The organism is Enterobacter sp. R-25 (genome assembly GCF_049913205.1).
Lineage (GTDB): Bacteria > Pseudomonadota > Gammaproteobacteria > Enterobacterales > Enterobacteriaceae > Enterobacter > Enterobacter ludwigii.
The window spans coordinates 4,143,097-4,163,880 of sequence record NZ_CP183982.1 but is presented as its reverse complement, the minus strand read 5'-3'; the positions used below and the strand labels follow the sequence as shown (position 1 = coordinate 4,163,880).

Sequence of the window (20,784 nt, the reverse complement as noted above, 5' to 3'; positions counted from 1 at the left end):
CTCTCCCGACGGGAGAGGGGAACAAACCGCGCTAACCTGACACTTCCTCTTTCACCTGCATCGCCAGGTCAAACGAATGCAAGCGTGCCTGATGATCGAAAATCTGGCCGTTAACCATAATTTCATCCGCCTGTGTCTCACGCAGCACCGCCTCCAGCCCGTGACGCACTTTTGCCTTATCCCCCACCAGCGACATGCTCAGCGCCTGCTGAACGCCATACTGTTCGGATGCCGACCACAGCTGATGCATATTCTCCACCGGCGGCGGTAGCTGGCCGGTCTCACCGCGACGCAGCTTCACAAAAGCCTGTTGCATGGAGGTGAACAGGAATTCCGCATCGCGATTGCTGTCGGCGGCAACGATGTTGATGCACACCATCGCATACGGTTTTTCCAGACGCTCTGAAGGTTTGAAGTTTGTGCGATAGAGGTGAAGCGCCTGGTGGAGCATATCTGGCGCGAAGTGTGAGGCAAAGGCGAACGGCAGCCCCAGCTGAGCGGCAAGCTGCGCGCTGTACAGGCTTGAGCCCAGCAGCCACACTGGGATCTTCTCACCGTAGCCTGGCACCGGGCGCACGTGCGGGTTAGGGTCACGCGCGTCAAACCAGTCCACCAGTTCAGCCACATCGCGCGGGAAGTTATCGATGTCGCCGCTCATATGGCGACGCAGGGCGCGCATGGTCGGCTGGTCGCTGCCCGGTGCACGGCCAAGACCCAGGTCGATACGGCCAGGATAGAGGGTATTCAGCGTACCAAACTGCTCGGCAATCACCAGCGGGGCGTGGTTCGGCAGCATCACGCCACCGGAGCCAAGGTGCAGCGTGGTGGTGTTCGCCGCCAGGTAACCAATCAGCACGGAGGTCGCCGCACTGGCGATACCAACCATATTGTGGTGCTCAGCCAGCCAGTAACGGTGATAACCGCGTTTTTCTGCCAGGCGAGCGAGATCGAGAGAGTGGGTAAAGGCTTCTCGTGCTGAGGAGCCTTGAGGGATCGGCGCCAGATCCAGCACCGAAAACGGAATGGTTTGATCAGTCATAACAGCTCACTTTGTCGACGGTGAATCTTTTAATAGTGCATTAAAATTTAATAACCGTTGTTAACAAAGTGAGCTTTTACATTTCTTCTTCAGCCCTGTAGCACCAGCCCGGGGAGGCGTTTCCAGTAGCCGTTACAGTCGCTGTTAGCGGTTAACGGCAGCGGGGCATCACCGTTTTCATTGGCGCGGAAGGCATCCAGCATGGCGAATACGCCCGTATCCACCGGTGACAGGCGCACCATGTCGACCAGACCGTTCATCGACGCCAGTTCATTGCCGAGGTTATACACATAGCCGCTCATGGTCTGGATACCGTTCAGGACGAACACCTGCTGATTTTCCTGCGACAGCATGCTGCGCCCGTTCGGGTACTTGATGCAGCAGGTTTCACACTCGTCTTTCGGACGGTCTTCAGAGCGGGCGGTGAAGCAGCGGGCAGAATAGGCCAGCGGCAGATGACCATAGCTCAGCACTTCCACCTCAAACTGATTGCGAATGCCCAGCGTTTCGCACTGGTTGAGCAGGTTAGCCAGCCAGTCGCGCGAGAGTTCGACCGGCATGCACCAGCGCGTCATTCCCTGTTTAAGCAGCAGGCGCAGCGTCACGGCGTTATAGCAGTTCAGCGCATGGCCTGCGACAAACGGCAGCCTGCGTTCGGCGCACATGTTCACTACGCCCAGATCGCTGGCTTCCAGCAGGAATTCACCGTTCTCTACGTAGCGTTTGAGTTCACCCAGTTCGGAGGAGGCCTGGACGAGGGCGAGCGTTGAGAGCACCACCTGTTTACCGCTTCCGGCGAGGCTTTTCGCCATATCCAGCCAGTCGCCCACTTTGGTGGCGCGGCGCTTGCTGCATACCGCTTCCCCGAGGTAAATCACATCTGCGCTGCTGGTCGCGGCCTGGTGGTAAAAATCTTCCAGCGTCTCTTTTGGCCAGTAGTAGAGCACCGGCCCTAATGAATATTTCATGATTATCTCACTGCCATTTACGGTGATACGCGCCAAGCGTGGTTTGTGTACCCTCGGACATCGCACCGAGTGTCTCCATCCACGCCGGTTGCGGTGCGTAGTTCTGCGGGTCTGCCATGCAGCGATCGATAGCCTGGCGCCAGACTTTCGCCACCTGGCTTACGTACGCCGGGCTGCGCTGGCGGCCCTCAATTTTCACCGAGGCGATATTGGCGGCCAGCAGTTCTGGCAGCAGTTCCAGCGTATTAAGGCTGGTTGGCTCTTCCAGCGCGTGGTAACGCTCACCGTCTACCAGATAGCGGCCTTTGCACAGCGTCGGGTAACCGGCATTTTCGCCGTCCTGATAGCGGTCAATCAGCACGTCGTTCAGGCGCGATTCCAGCCCCTGCGACGTCTGTTGCCAGCGGACAAAGCGGGCGGGTGAGCAGGCCCCAACGGTATTGGGGGATTCGCCGGTTAAATAGGAGGAGAGATAGCAACGGCCTTCGGCCATGATACACAGGCTGCCAAAGGCAAAAACTTCCAGTGGTACTGGCGTGACGCGCGCGAGTTGCTTAACCTGATGAATAGAGAGCACGCGTGGCAGCACCACGCGGGCAACATCAAAGTGACGATGATAAAAACGCACCGCCTCTTCGTTAGTGGCAGATGCCTGAACGGAGACGTGACGCTCAATATGGGGATAGCGTTCTGCCGCATACTCAAGCATAGCGAGGTCGGCGAGGATCAGCGCATCGGCACCCAGCTGTGCTGCCATATCCACCGCGCGTTGCCAGCGGGCGTAGCCATCAGGATGGGCGAAGGTATTGATGGCGATATGCAGTTTGCGGCGGTGCTGGTGGACGAAGGTAACGGCTTCCTGAAGCTTTTTCTCCGTAAAGTTGAGGCCAGCAAAATGGCGGGCGTTGGTATCATCTTTCAGCCCGATATAGACCGCATCGGCCCCATTTTCGATGGCCGCCTTAAGCGCCGGAAGATTTCCGGCTGGGCAGAGCAGCTCCATAATTTATCCTGATGTAGTCGATCGCAAATTTGTTAACGAGCTGGGATTTTAATTAACCCATACGCGACAATTTTTGATTTAAGGCAGCTAATGGCGTATTGATGGCACCAATAATGAGGTACACCTGACGACAGTTTGTTGATTTACGCCGCTATGTTGTGCTTCGGATATGGCAAAATAGCAGGACTATAGCTATCAGGGAGTAAAGCTCGTGCTGGATAAACTGCGTTCACGTCTCGTACAATTTGGTCCATCAATGCTGAGCGTGCCGGTAAAACTGGCCCCGTTCGCGCTTAAACGCCAGGTGCTGGAGCAGGTGCTGAGCTGGCAATTCCGCCAGGCACTGCAGGACGGTGAGCTGGCGTTCCTGGAAGGGCGCTGGTTAAGCATTGACGTCCACGATATCGGGCTGCGCTGGTTTACCTCTGTTGAGAATGACCAACTGATCGTCCGTGAGTCCGCCGACGCGGATGTGAGCTTTAGCGCCAGCGCCAGCGATCTGCTGATGATCGCCGCGCGTAAGCAGGATCCGGACACACTCTTCTTCCAGCGCCGCCTGGTTATCGAAGGCGATACGGAACTTGGTCTGTACGTGAAGAATTTAATGGATGCCATTGAGCTGGAGCAGATGCCGAAAGCGCTGCGTGTGATGTTGATGCAAATGGCAGATTTCGTTGAGGCGGGGCTGAAAACCCCGCCGGAAAGTAAACACACTTCAGTAGGTGAGCCATGCTGATTCGAGTCGAAATTGGGATTGATGCACCGGGAATCGATGCGTTGTTACGCCGCTCTTTTGCGCGGGATGACGAAGCGCAACTGGTCCACGATCTCCGCGAAGACGGCCTGATTACGCTGGGGCTGGTTGCCACCGATGACGAAGGTCAGGTGGTGGGCTATGTTGCCTTCAGCCCGGTTACCGTTCAGGGCGAAGAGTTACAGTGGGTAGGAATGGCACCGCTGGCGGTTGATGAACACTACCGCGGCCAGGGGCTGGCGCGCCAGCTGGTTTACGAAGGGCTGGACTCGCTCAACGAATTTGGCTATGCCGCCGTGGTGACGCTGGGAGATGCTACGTTCTATGGCCGTTTAGGCTTCGAACCGGCAGCGCATTACGATCTCCGCTGCCGCTGGCCGGGAACGGAATCCGCCTTCCAGGTGCACCGTCTGGCAGATGACGCGCTTAATGGCGTGAACGGTCTGGTTGAGTACCACGACCATTTCAATCGCTTTTAATCAGGCTCTCGCGAAGCGCCTCAAAGGAGCCGTCTCCGGTGACGAGGCGCTCTTTCTGACGCTTCGTCAGTTGCTTAATGCGGTATTCCATTCTGAGCGCCAGCGATCTGTCGCCAACGGGCGCTGAAAAGGCGAGCTGTAATTCCCCTTTCCCCCGCAGCGCTTTGGCACCTTTCCCCGTTTGATGTTGCAGAAAACGCCGCGCCACATCGGTAGTGATCCCGGTGTACAGGGCGTTATCGGCGGTACGAACAAGATAGAGAAACCAGCACACGGTAAACAGATTCAGTATGTTAAGGTGAACGCACCTTAGCATGAGAGAGAGCGAAAATGGAAACTCTGACCACCATTAACCGCTGGCTGGCAAAACAGCATGTCGTCACCTGGTGCGTGTATGACGAAGGTGAAATGTGGTGTGCAAACGCGTTTTATTACTACGATCCCGAGCGTGTCGCCTTTTATGTCCTGAGCGAGGATAAAACCCGTCATGCGCAAATGTCGGGTTCACAGGCGAAGGTGGCGGGCACGGTGAACGGCCAGCCTAAAACGGTCGCGCTGATTCGTGGCCTGCAGTTTAAAGGGGAGATCCGCCGCCTGGACGGAGAAGAGAGCGACGCGCAGCGAAAACGCTACACGCGCCGCTTTCCGGTTGCCATTGCGCTAAAAGCTCCGGTGTGGGAAATCAGCCTTGATGAGCTGAAATTTACCGACAACACCCTGGGCTTTGGCACAAAGCTTCACTGGCTACGCGCCGAGCAGGCGTAGCGCTTCACGGTTAAACGCGGGCAGATCGTCCGGGGTCCTGCTGGTGATCAGCTGATCTTTGTCGTTCACAACTTCCTGATCGTAAAACTCAGCCCCCGCATTTTTCAAATCGATAACGATCGGTTTTACGGCCGTGAGTTTACGCCCGCGCACGACATCTGCGCTGATGAGCAGCTGCGGACCGTGGCAGATGGCAAAGACCGGTTTGCCCGTCGAGACAAAGTCTCGCGTGAAGGTCACGAACCGTTCATCCCCACGCAGGGAATCCGGTGAATGACCGCCGGGTAACAGCAGGGCATCGAAATCTGACGGGCTGACGTTATCGATGGTTTCATCGATGGTCACGCTGGCTTCGCCCTTATGGCCTTTCACCGTTTTACCCGCCTCTTTCTCAATGGTGATGACCTCATGTCCTGCCTTGCGAAATGCCTCGGCTGGCGAGGTGAATTCTGAATCTTCAAACTCGTCGGTGATCAAGACTGCGATTTTCTTGCCCATGCTTCCTCCGTTGTTTTGGCTTCAGACAGATTTTTCTCCGCTTGTGGTAAATACTTACCTGTAACAGACTTCTAAGTGTGGTCGACGACGCTGAGTTCGCAAACGGACAATTCTGTAAAGGGGAGATGAGATGAGTCAGGTACTGATTACCGGCGCGACCGGGCTGGTGGGCGGACATCTGCTGCGGCTGCTGCTTCAGGAGCATCGGGTTAACTATATTGCCGCCCCGACGCGTCGGCCTCTCGCGGATATCTCCGGCGTCTTTAACCCCCACGACCCGCAGCTTACCGATGCACTGGCGCAGGTACAGGATCCTGTTGATATCGCCTTTTGCTGCCTCGGTACAACGCTGCGTGAAGCGGGCAGTAAAGAGGCGTTTGTGCATGCGGACTACACGCTGGTGGTCGATACGGCGCTGACGGCTAAAAAGCTGGGGGCAACACATTTTGTGGTGATCAGTTCGCTCGGTGCCAATGCCGGGTCACCTTTTTTCTACAACAAGGTGAAGGGCAAAATGGAAGAGGCGCTGATTGCCCAGAAGTGGGAGCAACTGACCATTGTTCGCCCCTCCATGCTGCTCGGGCATCGGGATGAACGCCGTTTTAACGAATCGTTTTTCGCGCCTCTGTTCCGCATCCTGCCGGGTAACTGGAAATCCATTGAGGCAGCGGACGTGGCGCGTGCGATGCTAAAAGAAGGGCTCTCGCCATCGCAGGAGGGCGTGAATATCATCCCGTCGGCAAAACTGCGTGAAATCGCACAGGGCGAGGCGTAAACTCCCCCGGCTAATAACCTACTACTCTCCGGGGAATGCTATGACTGGTCAGTCTTCATCTCAGGCGGCTTCACCTGTTCAATGGTGGAAGCCCGCGCTCTTCTTTCTCGTGGTCATCATCGGCCTCTGGTATGTGAAATGGCAGCCGTACTACGGTAAAGCCTTCACGGCCGCCGAAACGCACAGTATCGGAAAATCTATTCTCGCTCAGGCTGATTCCAGCCCGCTTCAGGCGGCGTGGGATTACGCCATGGTCTATTTCCTTGCCGTCTGGAAAGCCGCGGTACTGGGCGTCCTGCTGGGCTCGCTGATTCAGGTGCTTATCCCGCGTCACTGGCTGGTGAAAACCCTCGGTCAGCCCCGCTTTCAGGGTACGCTGCTGGGGACGATTTTCTCCCTGCCGGGCATGATGTGCTCGTGCTGTGCAGCGCCTGTGGCCGCCGGGATGCGTCGTCAGCGCGTCTCAATGGGCGGTGCGCTTGCTTTCTGGATGGGGAACCCGTTGTTAAACCCGGCGACGCTGGTGTTTATGGGCTTTGTGCTGGGCTGGCATTTCGCCTTTATTCGTCTGGTGGCCGGGCTGCTGACGGTGCTGGTCGTGGCGACCCTGGTGCAATATCTGGTGAAAGACAAAACCGTAGCGCCTGCGCCAGTTGACGTGGATATCAGCGAACCGCAGGGCGGCTTCTTCGCGCGCTGGGGCAGGGCGCTGTGGCAACTTTTCTGGAGCACCATCCCGGTCTATATCCTGGCGGTTCTGGTGCTGGGCGCGGCGCGCGTCTGGCTGTTCCCGCATGCGGACGGGGCTATCGACAACACGCTGCTGTGGGTCGTTGCAATGGCGGTTGCCGGTTGCCTGTTCGTGATCCCAACGGCCGCTGAAATTCCCATTGTTCAGACCATGATGCTGGCCGGGATGGGCACCGCGCCTGCACTGGCGCTGCTCATTACCCTGCCTGCAATCAGCCTGCCGTCGCTTGTCATGTTGCGTAAGTCATTCCCGGCGAAAGCGCTGTGGCTGACCGCGGGGCTGGTGGCACTGAGCGGAGTGATGGTAGGAAGTATTGCACTGGTATAAAAAAAGCCCGGTAGCGTTACTGCTTACCGGGCTTTCTGTCAGACGTTCTGGTTACTTGATGTAGGTGAAGGCGGTGGTGACGTGTTTCACGCCGCTCACCCGGCTGGCGATATCGGCCGCCGCTTTCCCTTCACGGTCGGTGACCAGACCCAGCAGGAACACTTCGCCGTTTTCCGTTGTCACTTTCACGTTTGAGGATTTCACCTGGTCCGAGCCCAGCAGCTGGGAGCGTACTTTGGTGGTGATCCAGGTATCAGACGACGCGGTACCCAGGCTGATTGGCTGCCCCTGACGGATTTCATTGAAGACTTCCGTGGTGCCCTCAACGCCCATTGCGATCTGTTTTGCGCGGCTGGAGAGTTCGGTATTCGGCGACTGGCCCGTCAGCAACACTTTGCCCTGATAGGCCGTGACGTTGATACGCGCTTCTTTCTTGATTTGTTCGTCTTTCGACAGCGCACTGTTGACGCGCAACTCCAGCGTACCGTCATCGACCTGTGTCCCTACGGAACGCGGGTCGGTTGCCGCTTTAGTACCAACCGCGGCGGTACCCACGACAGCCGCAGCGATACATCCCTGAAGCAGTAATGCAGACATAAGGACTGCGAGGGTCGATAAAGCCTTCATAAGAACTCCTTAATCATCCTGGTGAGGGAAAAGCGTGTTATCGATCAAATCGCATAAGCAGTTCACCGTGAGCATATGCATCTCCTGAATGCGCGCGCTACGGTGAGAGGGAATGCGGATTTCCACATCCTGCGGCCCAAGCAAACCCGCCAGCTCACCACCGTCATAGCCTGTTAAGGCAACGATAGTCATATCGCGGGTGACGGCGGCTTCAACGGCTTTGACAATGTCCCGGCTGTTGCCGCGCGTGGAGATTGCCAGCAGAACATCTCCGGCATGACCCAGGGCTCGCACCTGCTTTGCGTAAATCTCATCATGCAGACGATCGTTAGCAATCGCTGTTAAGACCACATTATCGGTATTAAGTGCAATGGCGGGTAAACTCGGTCGTTCTGTTTCAAAACGATTGATCATGCTGGCAGCAAAATGCTGTGCGTTGGCGGCTGAAGTGCCATTGCCACAACAGAGGATTTTGTTGCCGTTGAGCAGGGATTGCACCAGCGTCATGGCGGCACGAGAGATAGCGTCCGGAAGGGCTTCCGCCGCTGCAATCTGAGTCTGGATGCTTTCAGTGAAGCACACTTTAATTCTTTCGAGCACGTTATCCCTTTTAAATCTTAATTATGCGTCTTCGCCAAAAGCGTTTTTCAGCCATTCGATCGCATTGCCGGTGAAGGCTACCACATCGAACCGGCAATCCACAGTATCAAAACTCCCATTATGGCGGGCAAGCCACAAGTGGGCAGTCTGTAATAATTTATGTTGTTTGGCGAACGTCACGCTGGCGGCAGCGCCGCCAAAACGGGAAGACTGTCGGTAGCGAACTTCTACAAACACGATGACCTCACCGTCTTTCATGATGAGGTCGATTTCGCCGCCACGTCCGCGAACGTTAGCGGCGATAAAGTGCAGTCCTTTGCCTTCAAGCCAGCGACGCGCTTTTAATTCCCACGCGTCACCGGTCTCTTTACGGCTTAACTGGCCGGGACGATTTGCCCCTGCTGGTATTTGAGCCATGATAACTTCCTGTTAATCACACAATCCTGAGTGGCCGTCAGATCGCCGGTATTGCCGTTAAGCTCAAAGCCCGGCACCTGACGCATCTGGGTAAAGTGGTTCGCCAGCGCCCAGGCATCGACACCCATGGCATACAGACGTGCCAGAGAGTAGTCGTTGCGGACGGTGCTCAGCGCCTGCTGCATCAGTGCCGGGTTGCTGCCTGCGAGCATGGGAATCTCGCTGTACTGCAGGCCGTCCATCTCCAGACGGAAATCCGGGCCGGCGGTACCTTGCGCGCTGCGTGAACTGGCGTACAGCGTTGCGCCGCTCTGGCTGCCGTTACGCATTGCAATCATCGGTTTGATGAAGGCGATTTCCTGCGGGGTGGCAACGATATACGCTGCATCCACTTTACCGCCACCGCTGATCTGCGCGTCGGTAGGTGGCGCAGGGATCGACAGACCGCCAATGGTCACACTCTGCTGCTGCGGCAGGCTTGCGCTGACCGGGCTGCCGTTGAGGGCAATGCCCGCTCCGCCATTGACGCCCGCGCGCAGTTCAGACGCGGAGCCGAATTTCTGCTGTAGCACAATGCCGCCGCCCAACTTCTGCCACTCATCGGCAAAAGCATTAGCAACGCGATCCCCCAGCGTACTGCGTGGGATGAGCAACAGCGGAGCCTGTTTACCCTGCTCGTGAATATGACGCGCCGCATCGCGGGCTTCATCTTCCGGCGACAGCGCGAAGTAGCAAATATTGGCCCGGTTCTGAACCTGCTCTGGCTGGTTGAGTGCCAGCACGTTCAGCGTGGTATTGCTCTTCATCAACTCTTCGACATTGTTTTTCAGCAGCGGGCCGACAACGATGCTCGCACCATCCTGTTGAACCTGCGCCAGTACCTGGTCAAGCGGCTTCGAACTGGTGTCGTAGATTTTCAGCTCAGCCCCCGGGTTCGCGCTGGTGGTGGCCACCGACGGTGTTTGCGCGGCAGGTTGTGCCGTTTGTTCTGCGAGCTGGGCAGGCTGAACGTTCTGCGGTTGAGGTTGTTCAGACGCGGTGTCAGCCGCCGGGGCTGCTTGAGTCTCAGCCGGCGTGGCGGGCGGTGCAGGCTGAACGTTCTGCGGTTGAGGTTGTTCAGACGCGGTGTCAGTCGCCGGAGCTGCTTGCGTTTCAGCCGGCGCTGGCGTTGCCGTCGTAGGGGCCGTTACCGGGTTCTGCATCGTCCCCTGCGCCGGCGTCTGCGCGGTGGTCAGGTCACTGGTTTCAGCGGCGGAAGGGCTAACCACGTCATTCACGTTTGCCGCCTGTGCCGCCTGGGTCGGCACTGCGCTGCCCGTCACTGGCGTCGTGCCGTTTTTCGCGGCTTCAAAACCTTGTTGAATAGTGCGACCGAATACCGCCGCCTGACCGTTTAAGGGCAGAAGGAGTGCAATCTTGCTGGTCGAGGCCGGCTTAAAGTTCTGCACGTTTACCAGCTGCGTCGGCAGCATTTTCGCGCCCGGATTCTGCGGGTAGCGGGTCTGCCAGTCAGTGATACCGGCTTTCAGCATCTTCGGATCGTTGCGGTTGTTAAACCACATCTGCTGCAGATCCAGCCAGCCCTGCAGGACGTTTTCATCTGCATTGATCACCAGTGCACGCGCCTGTTCCTGCGTCATAGAGGCCAGCGCCTGCCACGTGGCATCGATATTTTTCTGCTTATCAGCACCGCCGAGCAGAGGCTCCTGGGCGATCAGCGCACGGAGCAGCGTCAGGGAAGGGCGGCCCTGTTCAGCGGTAATGCCCGCCTGCCAGAAGCGAGCCTGCTGATTTTTGTCCAGCGCGCTCACGTCGATATCCCCAAGGATCTTTTTCGCGGCATCGTAATCTTTCAGCGCGACTTTCAGCTCGGCAGAGAGCAGGCTCTGCTCACGACGCTGAACATCATTCAGATCTTTTGGCAACTGGTTGAACAATTCGGCAGCCTGCTGGGTTTTACCCTCTTTCAGCAGTGCACGAATGGCGAGTAATTGCCAGTTGGTCTTGGTATCATTTGAGCTCTGCGACATTTGTTGCAGATAAAAGCCAGAGTCAGCCTGAGCAGAACCCTGCAAATGGGCGGTGCTCTGGTCGGGTGCCTGGGTGCCACAGCCTGCAAAGATCAGGGCTGCCAGCAGGAGCGGCACGCTGCGCGTGGCTTTTTTTCGAAGAAACGTTAACGGTACCATACTGTATCCAGTGATTTTTTTTACGCAATGCTCAATATTAAATCGGCAATACGGACGAAACAATGAAACAACACGAAACGGCAGATAATTCTCAAGGCCAGCTCTATATTGTACCTACTCCTATCGGGAATTTATCTGATATTACCCAACGTGCGCTTACCGTATTGCAGGCTGTTGATTTAATTGCCGCTGAAGATACCCGACACACAGGCTTACTGCTCCAGCACTTCGCCATTAGCGCGCGTTTGTTCGCGTTACACGATCACAATGAGCAACAAAAAGCCGAAACGCTGGTGGCGAAGCTGAAAGAGGGGCAGAACATTGCCCTGGTCTCCGATGCGGGTACGCCGCTGATTAACGACCCCGGCTACCATCTGGTGCGTACCTGCCGTGAAGCCGGGATCCGCGTGGTGCCGTTGCCTGGCCCATGTGCGGCTATCGCGGCGCTGAGCGCTGCGGGTCTGCCTTCCGACCGCTTCTGCTATGAAGGTTTCCTGCCTGCCAAATCCAAAGGCCGCCGCGACGTGTTAAAAGCGCTGGAAGCTGAACCGCGCACCCTGATTTTCTACGAATCTACGCATCGCCTGCTGGAAAGCCTGGAAGATATGGTGACCGTCTGGGGGGAAGCCCGCTACGTGGTGCTGGCACGCGAGCTGACCAAAACCTGGGAAACCATTCACGGCGCACCGGTAGGAGAACTGCTGGCGTGGGTGAAGGAAGACGAAAACCGCCGCAAGGGCGAGATGGTGCTGATTGTCGAAGGACATAAGGCGCAGGAGGACGCATTGCCTGCCGATGCGCTTCGTACACTTACTCTGCTGCAGGCTGAACTGCCGCTCAAGAAAGCGGCTGCGCTGGCGGCAGAGATCCACGGCGTGAAGAAAAACGCACTGTATAAATATGCGCTGGAGCAGCAGGGGTAATTTATCGGCCCGGCAATCACGCCGGGCCAGTTTATTTTACTTCGCGGGAATGGCCTCGTACACCAGCGTTTCCAGCGGCTGCAGCGTAATCACCACGGCCTTTTGATACTCTCCTGGTACGCTTGTGTTACTGCCGTACACGGCGTTCAGACTGAACTGCGCCATGCCCCCTGTCGGGATTTCAAAGTCTTTTGCCAAATCCAGATAATAGCTTTGCGGCTTATCTGACGGGTTTCGCAAGCCCAGAATGGCTTTGTCTTTGCTCCAGGAGGCCCAGCCGTAAACCTCAAGCGCCGTCGGGTCGCCACCGATCCAATGCGTATCCACCAGCACGCTGGCGTTATTTCGCGCCCATTTTGCTGCCTGCGCCAGGGTGTCCCATTTCGCCTTATTCAGCATTGATGGCGTGATATATAACTCCTGCAGTTGCGTCCCTGTGGCGAAGTAGCTCCAGACCTGATCGGCAAAATCGCTGTCCGTTTGCACCTTCTCCAGTCCGTAATAGGCATTTTCCGCGCTGACTATCCCGTGGTACATCAGCGAGTTCAGCGGGAACAGTGGGCCTTTACGCACAATAGAGCGGTATGTTTCAGCATCGCGGTAGGTCATCCATTGCTGTACCGGCGTGCCGGGGCCGTAAAGGTTGATGTCATCCCCCTGACGCCAGATGGAGTCGGCATAGAACAGCCAGGACGGGCTGGCGTCGGTACCCGTTGTCAGGTTGATAAACAGATTGGGGTTTGCGCTGCGCATGTTATGCAGCAGGGCGATAGACGCATCAAAATCGGACGCGAACTGGCTGCCAGTAATATGCGAGTTGGCGTTGCCCATCCCGTCGAGCTTAAACGAGGTGATATGTTCGTTTTTAATCAGCTTGATGATCTGCTCATTGAAGTTTTTGAAGTAGCGCGGGCCCGAGAGAGCCAGCTTCCCGTCTACCGTTTCGAAGCCGTATTCTTTGGCGTGGGAGACGCGAATATCGCGCGGCTTATTATAACCTCCCCAAGGTGAGAGCCACAGCCCGACGGAGCTGTGCAGACTGTCCGCTTTTTCCCTGACCTTACCAAAGCCGTGGCTGAAGGCCGGGCCAAACAGCCAGCGTCCGGTACGATCGTCCCAGCCATCGTCCAGCAGGAATGCATCCAGCGCCACGCCGCGTCCGGTGATAAATTCTTTATTCCACTCATCCATCCGCCCCAGCACATCCTGTTCGGTGTAGGGGTTAAAGAAGCCGATATCCATCCAGCTGTTGTAGTGCAGATAGGGTTTGTACGCCCGTGGACGCACGGCGTCGATAAACTGGTTTACGCTACGGCGCAGCTGGCTGGTTTCCGGGAACGTGCCAAAGTAGGTGGTAAAGCTGACCGGCGCGTCAGGCTGAACCGGCGTTTTCAGCTCCACGTTCAGATTGGTCGTCGCTTCATAGGCATACGTATTAACGATTGGCTTATCCGGCAGGATAAAGAACGAATCAGCAATAATGGGCGAGCTGTTGATGGCGCCATCAACGTACGGCGCCTGAGACTGCTTTTTCGTCGGGAAGAAGGTGATTTTCGCCACCTCTCGCGGCTGGCCGACGGCCGCAATGGTGTAATCAATACTGGCATATTTTCCCTTCACCAGATTCAGCTTCACCGTCACGTTAAAATCCGGACGGGTGAAATCAATGACAATCGCGTTGTCCTGTTTTTCTACATGCTTAATTGTAAAATCTGCGGTGTGAATTTTGGTTTCATCCGGCAGGGTCAGAAAGAACAGCTCCTGCGGCGTAAGCGGATGGTTAGCCGTTTTGTCTTTCACTACCACCGTTGAACTGGCGTCATCAAACGAGAGGGCAATGGAGTCATTATCGAGCGCGTATTGCGCTGCCGCCGCGCCATGAGAAACACACAAGGCAAGCATCGAGAGTGTGAGCACTTTTTTCATCAGGGTAAGATCCTTATTAGTAATGCTTCAGCATTCGGGTGATGGACTGCTCCAGCCAGTAGCGCTGGGTGCCGAAATTAATGCGCAGGTAGTGTTCGCCGTTTTGGACGTAGTGGCTGCCATCTTCGAGGACGACGCCAGCCTGATGGGCGAAATGTCGGGTCAATTCAGTGGCGCTACGTTCATCTGCGCTGACGTCAACCCAGGCCAGATACGATGATTCCGGGTTCATCATTTTCCAGGCCGGGAAGTGGGTCTGGATGGCCTCTGCCAGATAGCCAGCGTTACGGCGCAGATAACTGTTCAGCGCGTCGAGCCACGGCAAACCATGCTGGTAGGCAAGAATAATTCCCCATATCCCGAATATATTGGGTGAGGTGATGGCGTTCTTCTCAAGCTGGTGGCGAAAGCGCTGGCGCAGGGTGGCATCCGGAATGATGGCGTAGGAGGTTTTCAGCCCGCCAAGGTTGAACGCTTTATTCGGGGAGGTCAGCAGGATCAGATTGTCCTGCGCCGCGCAGCCGGATGCCAGACAGCTGACGAAATGACCGTCCAGAATATGTTCGGCGTGGACCTCATCAACCACCAGAAGGGTGCCGTAGCGTTGACAGAGGTCTGAAACCTGGCGTATCTCATCGGCGTGCCAGATCCTGCCGGAAGGGTTATGCGGCGAGCAGAAGAACCACAGTTTTGGACGGTACGTTCTGAGCTGTTCTTCCACCAGACTAAAATCAAGCTGGTAGCGATTTTCCCTCACGCACAGTGGGTTTGCCAGTATCGTTACCCCCTGACGCTGGGCGGCCATGGCAAACGGATCGTACACCGGTGTGTTCATCATCACCGTGTCGCCAGGTTTACAAAACGCCTGAACCGTATAATGCAGCGTGGAGACAGTACCGTACGTCAGCGTGATCCACGATTTATCGACGTCAACATGATGTCGTTCGCGCTGGAAGGCGATAACCGCATCGTAAAATTCGTCAAAGCACCAGGTGTAGCCGAAGGTGCCATGCTCCACGATGCGCTGGAAACCTTCTGTCACGGCAGGTGGGGAGGTGAAATCCATATCGGCAATCCACAGCGGGATAAAACCTTCAGGCACATCACCAAAGCGCGAGCGGACAAAGGCGTGATCCCATTTTCGACACCGGTCGCTTTTACGCTCAATGATTTCGTCAAAATTAAACACCACAACCCCCTGTTAAATTAAGGCTTCAATGCCGGTTTTTACGCTTTGCACCTGCGGGCCGATGATCACCTGGACGCTGTGCGCATCCAGCACCACGACGGACAATGCACCGGCCTCTTTTAACGCCTGCTGGTCGATGAGACTCATATCTTTCACCACCAGACGCAGCCGGGTAATGCAATTATCAAGCGACTCGATGTTCTCTTTACCGCCGAGCGCACGCAGGATAAGCCCATGATCGTATTTCGATTTTCCGCGTGCCCGGGTATTGGCCTCGACGGCCTGCTGTGCACCCTGGGTGTCCACTTCACGGCCCGGCGTTTTAATATCGTGTTTGAGGATGTACCAGCGGAAGACGAAGAAGTAGAGGGCAAACCAGGCAATGCCTACCGGGAATACCAGATACCATTTGGTCGACATCCCTTGCATGACCCCGAAGATAAGCAGATCCAGAATGCCGCCGTCGGTGTTGCCGATGGTCACCCCCAGCAGAGCCATGACCATCAGGGCCAGGCCCGACATCACAATATGGAAGGCGTAAAGGGCAGGAGCGATAAACAGGAACAGGAATTCAATTGGCTCGGAGATCCCGGTGACGACGGAGACCAGCACACCGGAGAGCAGCAGGCCTTTAATCACCGGGCGGTTTTCCGGGCGGGCCGTGCGATAGATGGCGTATGCCACTGCCGGTAAGCCGAAGATAAAGGTCGGCATAAAGCCCTGCGACAGGAACGCGGTAACGTGCGGGCTGAACGGCAGACCCGCTTTCAGTTCGGCGTAGAAAATGTTCAGCGCCCCGGCGACTTCATGACCATTGACCATTTCAATACCGCCCGCGGGCGTGAAGCGCACCATCGCCAGCAAAATATGGTGCAGGCCAAAGGGTTTGAGCAGTAGTACCCCCACGCCGTAGAGGAACGGGCCGAACACGCTGGTGCTCTGGATAATATGGCCAATCCCGGTAATGCCCAGCGCAACATACTCCCACAGCAGGGGAATAAACAGCCCCACCAGTGAGAGGGTGAGGGCGGTGATAATCGGCACAAAACGAATGCCGCTAAAGAAGGCGAACGCGTCGTGTAAAACGGTGTCCTGAAAACGCTCGTGCAGGAAAAAGGTAATGACCCCAACCACGATACCGCCCAGCACACCCATCTCCAGGGTTTGAATGCCCAGTACCATCGATTGCCCGACTTGTCTCATGGAGGCGGCATCGGCAAGCTGGTGGGTCGCAATCAGGTAATAATTGATGCTCATGTTCATCAGCATATAGCCAACAAACCCGGCAAAAGCGCCCACTGCTTTGTTGCGTCTGGCCAGCCCCATTGGGATCGCCATGGCAAACATGAGGGGAAGATAGGTAAAGGCGAAGCCGCCAACCATGGCAATAAAGCCAAAGGTGAGCTGAGTTAATTCGCCGCCCAAAAAGGGGAAACTTTTGAGGGTGGAGGGGCTGGTAACAGAACTACCGATACCCAGCAATAACCCCATAAAGGCCAGAAGGGAGACCGGGAACATAAAGGTCTTTCCCAGGCTCTGAAAAAACTCCCACGCTTTCGATTTAAACGACTTTTCCTGTGTCATGTAGGGACTCCTCGGAATTATTTATCGTAATGGAAGGCGCTGTCTGGCTTAAGGACGCGCCTTCATATTTGCGAGGCTTATAGTTATTTTTGAGTTACTGATGTTCTATGCGATGAGATCAGGCTTCCGCCGGGAGCAGCAATCGGTTCGCCGAGCCGCACACGGTGATTTTGCTTCTGACCACGTCTTTCATGGCATCCATGCCAACCCGCATGTAGAAACGCGGATCGTTGCCCTGCGGGTTCTCGGCAAACCAGGCCTTAACGGCGCCAGAGAACGCAATTTTTAGCTCGGTTGCCACGTTCACTTTGCAGACGCCCAACTCTATGGTGCGGCGAACATCGTCGTCCGGCACATCACTCGCCCCGTGCAGCACCAGCGGTACGCTCACCACGTCGCGGATTTCAGCCAGCCGTCGGAAGTCGATTTTTGGCCGTTTGGTATAGAGACCGTGGGCGGTTCCGATGGCCACGGCCAGGCTGTCGACGCCGGTCAGCGCAACGAAGCGTTTTGCTTCCTGCGGGTCGGTCAGGAACGCGCTTTCAGCGTCCACGCTCATGTCATCTTCCACGCCGCCCAGGCGGCCCAGTTCGGCTTCAACGCTGCAATCGTTGAGGTGGCAGAAGTCGACCACTGATTTCACCAGCTTTACGTTTTGCTCAAACGGATAGTGGCTGCCGTCGATCATCGCGCTGCGCACACCCGCGTTAACTTTGCGACGAATGTCGTCGAGCGATTCGTGATGATCGAGGTGCAGCGCCAGCGGCATGTCGTAAGTGGTGGAGTACGCGCTGCACAGGGCGTAGATCTCTTCCAGGGCAATGTGCTTAAAGGTGCCCGGCGTGCCCGCGAGGATCACCGGCGATCGCATTTCACTACACACTTCGAGGATCGCCTGGATCGTCTCCGCGTTATGGATATTGAACGCCGGTACGGCGTAGCCTTTCGCCTGGGCGTCCAGCAGAAGATATTTTGTCGAAATAATACTCATGATCGGATCCTCTCAAGCCTGCCACGGATGAATAACGACGCCCTGCACGACACGGTTAACCGTGCCGCTGGCGGACGGTGTATCCGGGGTATTGCCCACACGAAGTGACTGGGACAGGGCAAAGACCTGGGCGTACATCAGGAAGCAGAAAGCCTGCTCCATATCGATAAACGTGCGGGCAGGGGGCAGCAGGATATGCGGGCCAGCCTCAACGACCGGATCGGTTTCGGCGGCAATGGCCACCACGCGCATGGCCTGACGATCGCGGCGCAGCTCAGCAAGCAGATCCAGATCGTACTGCCGCGTATAGGGGTGGCTGGAGACAAACACCACCACCAGTGTTTCGCGATCCACCAGCGATTTAGGGCCATGACGGAAACCGGTTGGGGAATCGTAGAACGCCGCCAGCTTGCCTGCCGTCAGCTCCAGCACCTTCAGCGCCGATTCACGAGCGGCCCCCTGCAGCCCCCCGCTTCCCAGATAGACGATCCTTTTCCACGGATCGTTGCCAAAGACGCTCTGGCTGAAATCGCCCAGTGACGTGAGGATCGTCTGGCAGCGTTCGGCCACATCGCGGAAGGTATGGCTGTTGATCGTCTCCGGGGCGAAGACTGCCAGGCAGCTTGCCATCATGGTGGTAATGCTGCTGGTCATCGCGAACCCGCGATCGTGTGTTTCGGCAGGCATCAGCAGCGCATATGCGTTATCGCTGTTTACCGCGGTCTGATAAAGGCTTCCCGCCTCATTACAGGTGATCGACAGGTGGTAGCACTCCGGCACACACTGGTTTGCCAGTTCAACGGCGGCTACGCTTTCCGGACTATTGCCGGAACGGGCAAACGACACCAGCAGCAGCGGGTGTGCGGCGCTCAGGTAGTCCATCGGATTCGTGACCAGATCGGTCGTCGGTACGGCGGTAATGTTTTTCCCGGTGTGGCTGGCGAGCCAGGGCGAAATGATGTCGCCGATAAAGGCCGAGGTGCCTGCCCCCGTCAACACGATCCGCAGCTCGCGCTTGCGCAGCAGCGGCGTCAGGAAGTTATCGATCGACGCGCGCAGGTTATCGATATTGTTGAGTGAGCGGATCCAGCTGGCGGGTTGCTGGCGGATCTCTTCTTCGGTCCATGTGCCGGTGGTGGCGGTAGTGTTGGTTTCTGACATAACTCAGTCCTTAGTCGTGTGAATTCCACATCAGACGCTGGCAAACGTGTCGCTATCTTTCGTTTCGTTTCACTTGTTCACTTAAGTAGTTAAATAAAATCTATAGAAAAGAAATCGAAAGTTCAATGAAAGAAAAGAAATAAAACGAAAAGTGTGATCGGCAAAGAAAAGGCAATGATTAAGGAAAGGAAAAGAAAGACCTTGCGATCGCTTGCCGCAAGGCCCAATAACGGGACAATGAAAGGTCTAAAGGGGGAGAACCAAACCCTGGATCCAGATCTGCTGAAGGTGGAAACCTTCATCCAGCGCAATCATATTGGCACGCTTGCCCGGTTTTAATGAACCGAGCTGGCGATCAATACCCAGCAATCGGGCAGGGTGCAGCGAGGCCATATGGATCGCATCCGCTGGCGTTATTCCCGCCTGCGCCACCATATTGCGCACGGCGGCATCGAGAGACAGCGTACTGCCTGCAAGCCCACCGGAAGCGGTGCGTACCACCCCACCGTGCATGTTGACCTCGTCGCCACACAGCCTGTAACGTCCGTCGGGCATCCCTGCGGCCTGCATGGCATCGGTAATCAGAACGATTCGCTCTTTGGCGCAGCAGGCGCACAGCCGCAAAGCGCCCGGGTGAACGTGATGCCCGTCGGCAATCAGTTCCAGCCATGCCCGCGGGTCCGTCAAACCTGCACCGACCATACCGGGTTCACGATGATGGAGCCCGGTCATGCCGTTATAACAGTGCACCAGCCCATCAGCGCCCGCCTCGAAAGCGGCAAGCGTTTGATCGTACGTCGCGGCGCTGTGGCCGAGCATGACCCGTATCCCACGCTGCTTAAGGTGGCGAATGGCCTGCAACGCACCGGGTTTCTCCGGTGCCAGAGCGACAACCCTGAGGGTGTGTTGCGATACTTCAATCAGCGAGTCCAGTTCGCTGACATCCAGCTCACGAAACAGCGCAGGGGGATGTGCCCCTTTGTTCTGTGGCGTAAAATAGGGACCTTCAAGATAGCTGCCCAGTATCTGCGCGCCGGGCCCCCCGGACATACAGCGCCGGGCGATGCGTGCGAGCGCCCGGTGGACAGTCTCCAGCGGTGCGGTGACGGTCGTCGGTAAAAAAGCCCCTGTGCCTTCACGCGCTTTATGCATCGCCAGCGTGTCCAGCACCTCTGGGGCATCATCCATCACGTCCACACCCGCGCCACCGTGAACGTGGGTATCGATATACGCCGGGCAAAGCTGGTCGGCATCCCGGGCATGCACGCCAGCTGGGATCGGCTCGATGGCGGTGATAATTCCGCTCTCCATGCGTAGCTGGTGATCCTCCAGCCAGCCCTGCTCGGTCAGCAGACGACGCGCGCGCAGCACCTGACTCATATCCCTTCCTCAGCGGGGGCTTCCTCACGACAGCGCCCCAGCTCATCCACCAGGCTGGTCAGGCCGCGATGCCCGCATTCCAGGGCCTGCAGACGAAAGGCTTCGCTGCTTAACCCGTCGCGCTCCAGCACCATCTCAAGTAACAGTTGCAGGTTCGTACCGGTAATCACTTCGCTGCCGGGTCTTTTCATGGCGAGTGTTGATGCCACCCGGAACGGCGTCCCCCCGAGCAGATCGGTGAGAAACACAATATCGTGCTGCCCGTCCAGTTCACTGACTGCCTGTTCAAGCTGCGCGGTCAGCCGCGCGGTGGTGGAGCTTTCAGGAAAATCGATGGCGATAAACTGCGGCTGCTCGCCGAGGATTTGTTTCATCGCCTGTTCAAGCCCGCTGGCAAACCCGCCGTGACCCGTCAAAATAATGCCTAACATTGCGACC

Annotated in this window: 22 protein-coding genes; 6 read left to right on the top strand and 16 right to left on the bottom strand. The window is 56.7% G+C overall.

Features of this window, described 5'->3' with window-relative positions:
* Nucleotides 1-31: 31 nt before the first annotated feature.
* From ACN9MQ_RS19845 to ubiU, 3 genes are all read right to left on the bottom strand, one after another.
* Entirely contained in the window at nt 32-1,039 is a 1,008-nt protein-coding gene (locus ACN9MQ_RS19845; protein ID WP_150343667.1) for a luciferase-like monooxygenase, read from the bottom strand.
* A gap of 89 nt (nt 1,040-1,128) precedes the next feature.
* Complete coding sequence (locus ACN9MQ_RS19840; protein WP_020883542.1) at nt 1,129-2,007, bottom strand: U32 family peptidase; 879 nt, start codon at nt 2,005-2,007, stop codon at nt 1,129-1,131.
* Nucleotides 2,008-2,014: 7 nt separating this feature from the next.
* Nucleotides 2,015-3,010: a ubiquinone anaerobic biosynthesis protein UbiU gene (gene ubiU / locus ACN9MQ_RS19835; protein ID WP_063156894.1), complete on the bottom strand. Its 996-nt coding sequence runs from the start codon at nt 3,008-3,010 to the stop codon at nt 2,015-2,017.
* A 211-nt stretch (nt 3,011-3,221) separates the two neighbouring features.
* Between ubiU and ubiT the strand changes: the two genes are divergently transcribed.
* The gene (gene ubiT / locus ACN9MQ_RS19830) at nt 3,222-3,746 is read left to right on the top strand and encodes a ubiquinone anaerobic biosynthesis accessory factor UbiT (protein WP_020883544.1); all 525 of its coding nucleotides are present in this window, start codon (nt 3,222-3,224) and stop codon (nt 3,744-3,746) included.
* Nucleotides 3,740-4,243 carry a GNAT family N-acetyltransferase gene (locus tag ACN9MQ_RS19825; RefSeq protein WP_020883545.1) on the top strand — a complete coding sequence of 168 codons (504 nt, stop codon included), beginning with the start codon at nt 3,740-3,742 and terminating at the stop codon, nt 4,241-4,243. Before ubiT ends, ACN9MQ_RS19825 begins: the two co-directional genes overlap by 7 nt.
* Here the strand turns inward: ACN9MQ_RS19825 and ACN9MQ_RS19820 are convergent.
* Nucleotides 4,230-4,559: a GIY-YIG nuclease family protein gene (locus tag ACN9MQ_RS19820; RefSeq protein ID WP_014171769.1), complete on the bottom strand. Its 330-nt coding sequence runs from the start codon at nt 4,557-4,559 to the stop codon at nt 4,230-4,232. The two genes, ACN9MQ_RS19825 and ACN9MQ_RS19820, sit on opposite strands and share 14 nt — an antisense overlap.
* A gap of 14 nt (nt 4,560-4,573) precedes the next feature.
* Here ACN9MQ_RS19820 and ACN9MQ_RS19815 point away from each other — a divergent pair, with 14 nt between their 5' ends.
* Nucleotides 4,574-5,008, top strand: a complete 435-nt coding sequence (locus ACN9MQ_RS19815) for a YhbP family protein (protein WP_252069765.1) — start codon at nt 4,574-4,576, stop codon at nt 5,006-5,008.
* Here ACN9MQ_RS19815 and ACN9MQ_RS19810 read toward each other — a convergent pair.
* Nucleotides 4,988-5,506, bottom strand: a complete 519-nt coding sequence (locus tag ACN9MQ_RS19810) for a type 1 glutamine amidotransferase domain-containing protein (protein ID WP_014171767.1) — start codon at nt 5,504-5,506, stop codon at nt 4,988-4,990. The genes ACN9MQ_RS19815 and ACN9MQ_RS19810 overlap by 21 nt on opposite strands.
* 130 nt (nt 5,507-5,636) lie before the next feature.
* Here ACN9MQ_RS19810 and ACN9MQ_RS19805 point away from each other — a divergent pair, with 130 nt between their 5' ends.
* Nucleotides 5,637-6,281: an NAD(P)H-binding protein gene (locus ACN9MQ_RS19805; RefSeq protein ID WP_020883547.1), complete on the top strand. Its 645-nt coding sequence runs from the start codon at nt 5,637-5,639 to the stop codon at nt 6,279-6,281.
* Between the two features lie 40 nt (nt 6,282-6,321).
* On the top strand, nt 6,322-7,359 hold the full coding sequence (locus tag ACN9MQ_RS19800; protein ID WP_395017502.1) for a permease: 1,038 nt from the start codon (nt 6,322-6,324) through the stop codon (nt 7,357-7,359).
* Between the two features lie 51 nt (nt 7,360-7,410).
* Here ACN9MQ_RS19800 and dolP read toward each other — a convergent pair whose 3' ends face one another.
* The 4 genes from dolP to ACN9MQ_RS19780 are packed head-to-tail and all read right to left on the bottom strand — an operon-like array spanning nt 7,411 to nt 11,192.
* Nucleotides 7,411-7,986: a division/outer membrane stress-associated lipid-binding lipoprotein gene (gene dolP / locus ACN9MQ_RS19795; RefSeq protein WP_014171764.1), complete on the bottom strand. Its 576-nt coding sequence runs from the start codon at nt 7,984-7,986 to the stop codon at nt 7,411-7,413.
* A 9-nt stretch (nt 7,987-7,995) separates the two neighbouring features.
* Nucleotides 7,996-8,586 carry a DnaA initiator-associating protein DiaA gene (diaA, locus tag ACN9MQ_RS19790; RefSeq protein ID WP_003861754.1) on the bottom strand — a complete coding sequence of 197 codons (591 nt, stop codon included), beginning with the start codon at nt 8,584-8,586 and terminating at the stop codon, nt 7,996-7,998.
* Between the two features lie 21 nt (nt 8,587-8,607).
* On the bottom strand, nt 8,608-9,003 hold the full coding sequence (locus ACN9MQ_RS19785) for a YraN family protein (RefSeq protein WP_020883549.1): 396 nt from the start codon (nt 9,001-9,003) through the stop codon (nt 8,608-8,610).
* Nucleotides 8,961-11,192 (bottom strand): penicillin-binding protein activator, encoded by a 2,232-nt coding sequence (locus ACN9MQ_RS19780; RefSeq protein WP_426021136.1) that lies wholly within the window; start codon nt 11,190-11,192, stop codon nt 8,961-8,963. The genes ACN9MQ_RS19785 and ACN9MQ_RS19780 overlap by 43 nt, the downstream gene beginning before the upstream one ends.
* Nucleotides 11,193-11,254: 62 nt before the next feature.
* Between ACN9MQ_RS19780 and rsmI the strand changes: the two genes are divergently transcribed.
* The gene (gene rsmI / locus ACN9MQ_RS19775) at nt 11,255-12,115 is read left to right on the top strand and encodes a 16S rRNA (cytidine(1402)-2'-O)-methyltransferase (protein WP_047956154.1); all 861 of its coding nucleotides are present in this window, start codon (nt 11,255-11,257) and stop codon (nt 12,113-12,115) included.
* A 36-nt stretch (nt 12,116-12,151) separates the two neighbouring features.
* On the opposite strand, the gene ACN9MQ_RS19770 is transcribed toward rsmI, so the two are convergent.
* The 7 genes from ACN9MQ_RS19770 to agaF form a co-directional block, all read right to left on the bottom strand.
* Entirely contained in the window at nt 12,152-14,041 is a 1,890-nt protein-coding gene (locus ACN9MQ_RS19770) for an enterotoxin (RefSeq protein ID WP_426021137.1), read from the bottom strand.
* A 16-nt stretch (nt 14,042-14,057) separates the two neighbouring features.
* Entirely contained in the window at nt 14,058-15,230 is a 1,173-nt protein-coding gene (locus ACN9MQ_RS19765; RefSeq protein WP_426021138.1) for a MalY/PatB family protein, read from the bottom strand.
* Between the two features lie 12 nt (nt 15,231-15,242).
* Complete coding sequence (gene malX / locus ACN9MQ_RS19760; RefSeq protein WP_020883553.1) at nt 15,243-16,814, bottom strand: maltose/glucose-specific PTS transporter subunit IIBC; 1,572 nt, start codon at nt 16,812-16,814, stop codon at nt 15,243-15,245.
* 118 nt (nt 16,815-16,932) lie between these two features.
* Nucleotides 16,933-17,805, bottom strand: coding sequence for a tagatose-bisphosphate aldolase subunit KbaY (gene kbaY, locus ACN9MQ_RS19755; protein ID WP_014171757.1), 873 nt, complete (start codon nt 17,803-17,805; stop codon nt 16,933-16,935).
* A 12-nt stretch (nt 17,806-17,817) separates the two neighbouring features.
* A complete protein-coding gene (locus tag ACN9MQ_RS19750; RefSeq protein WP_138014184.1) occupies nt 17,818-18,966 on the bottom strand; it encodes an SIS domain-containing protein in 1,149 nt (382 codons plus the stop codon).
* Between the two features lie 246 nt (nt 18,967-19,212).
* Entirely contained in the window at nt 19,213-20,346 is a 1,134-nt protein-coding gene (nagA, locus tag ACN9MQ_RS19745) for an N-acetylglucosamine-6-phosphate deacetylase (RefSeq protein WP_348571304.1), read from the bottom strand.
* Entirely contained in the window at nt 20,343-20,777 is a 435-nt protein-coding gene (agaF, locus tag ACN9MQ_RS19740; protein WP_020883557.1) for a PTS galactosamine/N-acetylgalactosamine transporter subunit IIA, read from the bottom strand. The genes nagA and agaF overlap by 4 nt, the downstream gene beginning before the upstream one ends.
* Nucleotides 20,778-20,784 lie beyond the last annotated feature (7 nt).

What these genes read in the sequence shown, in the direction of transcription:
- ACN9MQ_RS19770 (WP_426021137.1), bottom strand. Translation starts at nt 14,041, where the DNA reads ATGAAAAAAGTGCTCACACTCTCGATGCTTGCCTTGTGTGTTTCTCAT.
- ACN9MQ_RS19845 (WP_150343667.1), bottom strand. Translation starts at nt 1,039, where the DNA reads ATGACTGATCAAACCATTCCGTTTTCGGTGCTGGATCTGGCGCCGATC.
- agaF (WP_020883557.1), bottom strand. Translation starts at nt 20,777, where the DNA reads ATGTTAGGCATTATTTTGACGGGTCACGGCGGGTTTGCCAGCGGGCTT.
- nagA (WP_348571304.1), bottom strand. Translation starts at nt 20,346, where the DNA reads ATGAGTCAGGTGCTGCGCGCGCGTCGTCTGCTGACCGAGCAGGGCTGG.
- ACN9MQ_RS19750 (WP_138014184.1), bottom strand. Translation starts at nt 18,966, where the DNA reads ATGTCAGAAACCAACACTACCGCCACCACCGGCACATGGACCGAAGAA.
- ACN9MQ_RS19820 (WP_014171769.1), bottom strand. Translation starts at nt 4,559, where the DNA reads ATGCTAAGGTGCGTTCACCTTAACATACTGAATCTGTTTACCGTGTGC.
- rsmI (WP_047956154.1), top strand. Translation starts at nt 11,255, where the DNA reads ATGAAACAACACGAAACGGCAGATAATTCTCAAGGCCAGCTCTATATT.
- ACN9MQ_RS19785 (WP_020883549.1), bottom strand. Translation starts at nt 9,003, where the DNA reads ATGGCTCAAATACCAGCAGGGGCAAATCGTCCCGGCCAGTTAAGCCGT.
- ACN9MQ_RS19810 (WP_014171767.1), bottom strand. Translation starts at nt 5,506, where the DNA reads ATGGGCAAGAAAATCGCAGTCTTGATCACCGACGAGTTTGAAGATTCA.
- ACN9MQ_RS19840 (WP_020883542.1), bottom strand. Translation starts at nt 2,007, where the DNA reads ATGAAATATTCATTAGGGCCGGTGCTCTACTACTGGCCAAAAGAGACG.
- dolP (WP_014171764.1), bottom strand. Translation starts at nt 7,986, where the DNA reads ATGAAGGCTTTATCGACCCTCGCAGTCCTTATGTCTGCATTACTGCTT.
- ACN9MQ_RS19815 (WP_252069765.1), top strand. Translation starts at nt 4,574, where the DNA reads ATGGAAACTCTGACCACCATTAACCGCTGGCTGGCAAAACAGCATGTC.
- kbaY (WP_014171757.1), bottom strand. Translation starts at nt 17,805, where the DNA reads ATGAGTATTATTTCGACAAAATATCTTCTGCTGGACGCCCAGGCGAAA.
- ACN9MQ_RS19780 (WP_426021136.1), bottom strand. Translation starts at nt 11,192, where the DNA reads ATGGTACCGTTAACGTTTCTTCGAAAAAAAGCCACGCGCAGCGTGCCG.
- ACN9MQ_RS19825 (WP_020883545.1), top strand. Translation starts at nt 3,740, where the DNA reads ATGCTGATTCGAGTCGAAATTGGGATTGATGCACCGGGAATCGATGCG.
- ACN9MQ_RS19805 (WP_020883547.1), top strand. Translation starts at nt 5,637, where the DNA reads ATGAGTCAGGTACTGATTACCGGCGCGACCGGGCTGGTGGGCGGACAT.
- ubiU (WP_063156894.1), bottom strand. Translation starts at nt 3,010, where the DNA reads ATGGAGCTGCTCTGCCCAGCCGGAAATCTTCCGGCGCTTAAGGCGGCC.
- malX (WP_020883553.1), bottom strand. Translation starts at nt 16,814, where the DNA reads ATGACACAGGAAAAGTCGTTTAAATCGAAAGCGTGGGAGTTTTTTCAG.
- ACN9MQ_RS19800 (WP_395017502.1), top strand. Translation starts at nt 6,322, where the DNA reads ATGACTGGTCAGTCTTCATCTCAGGCGGCTTCACCTGTTCAATGGTGG.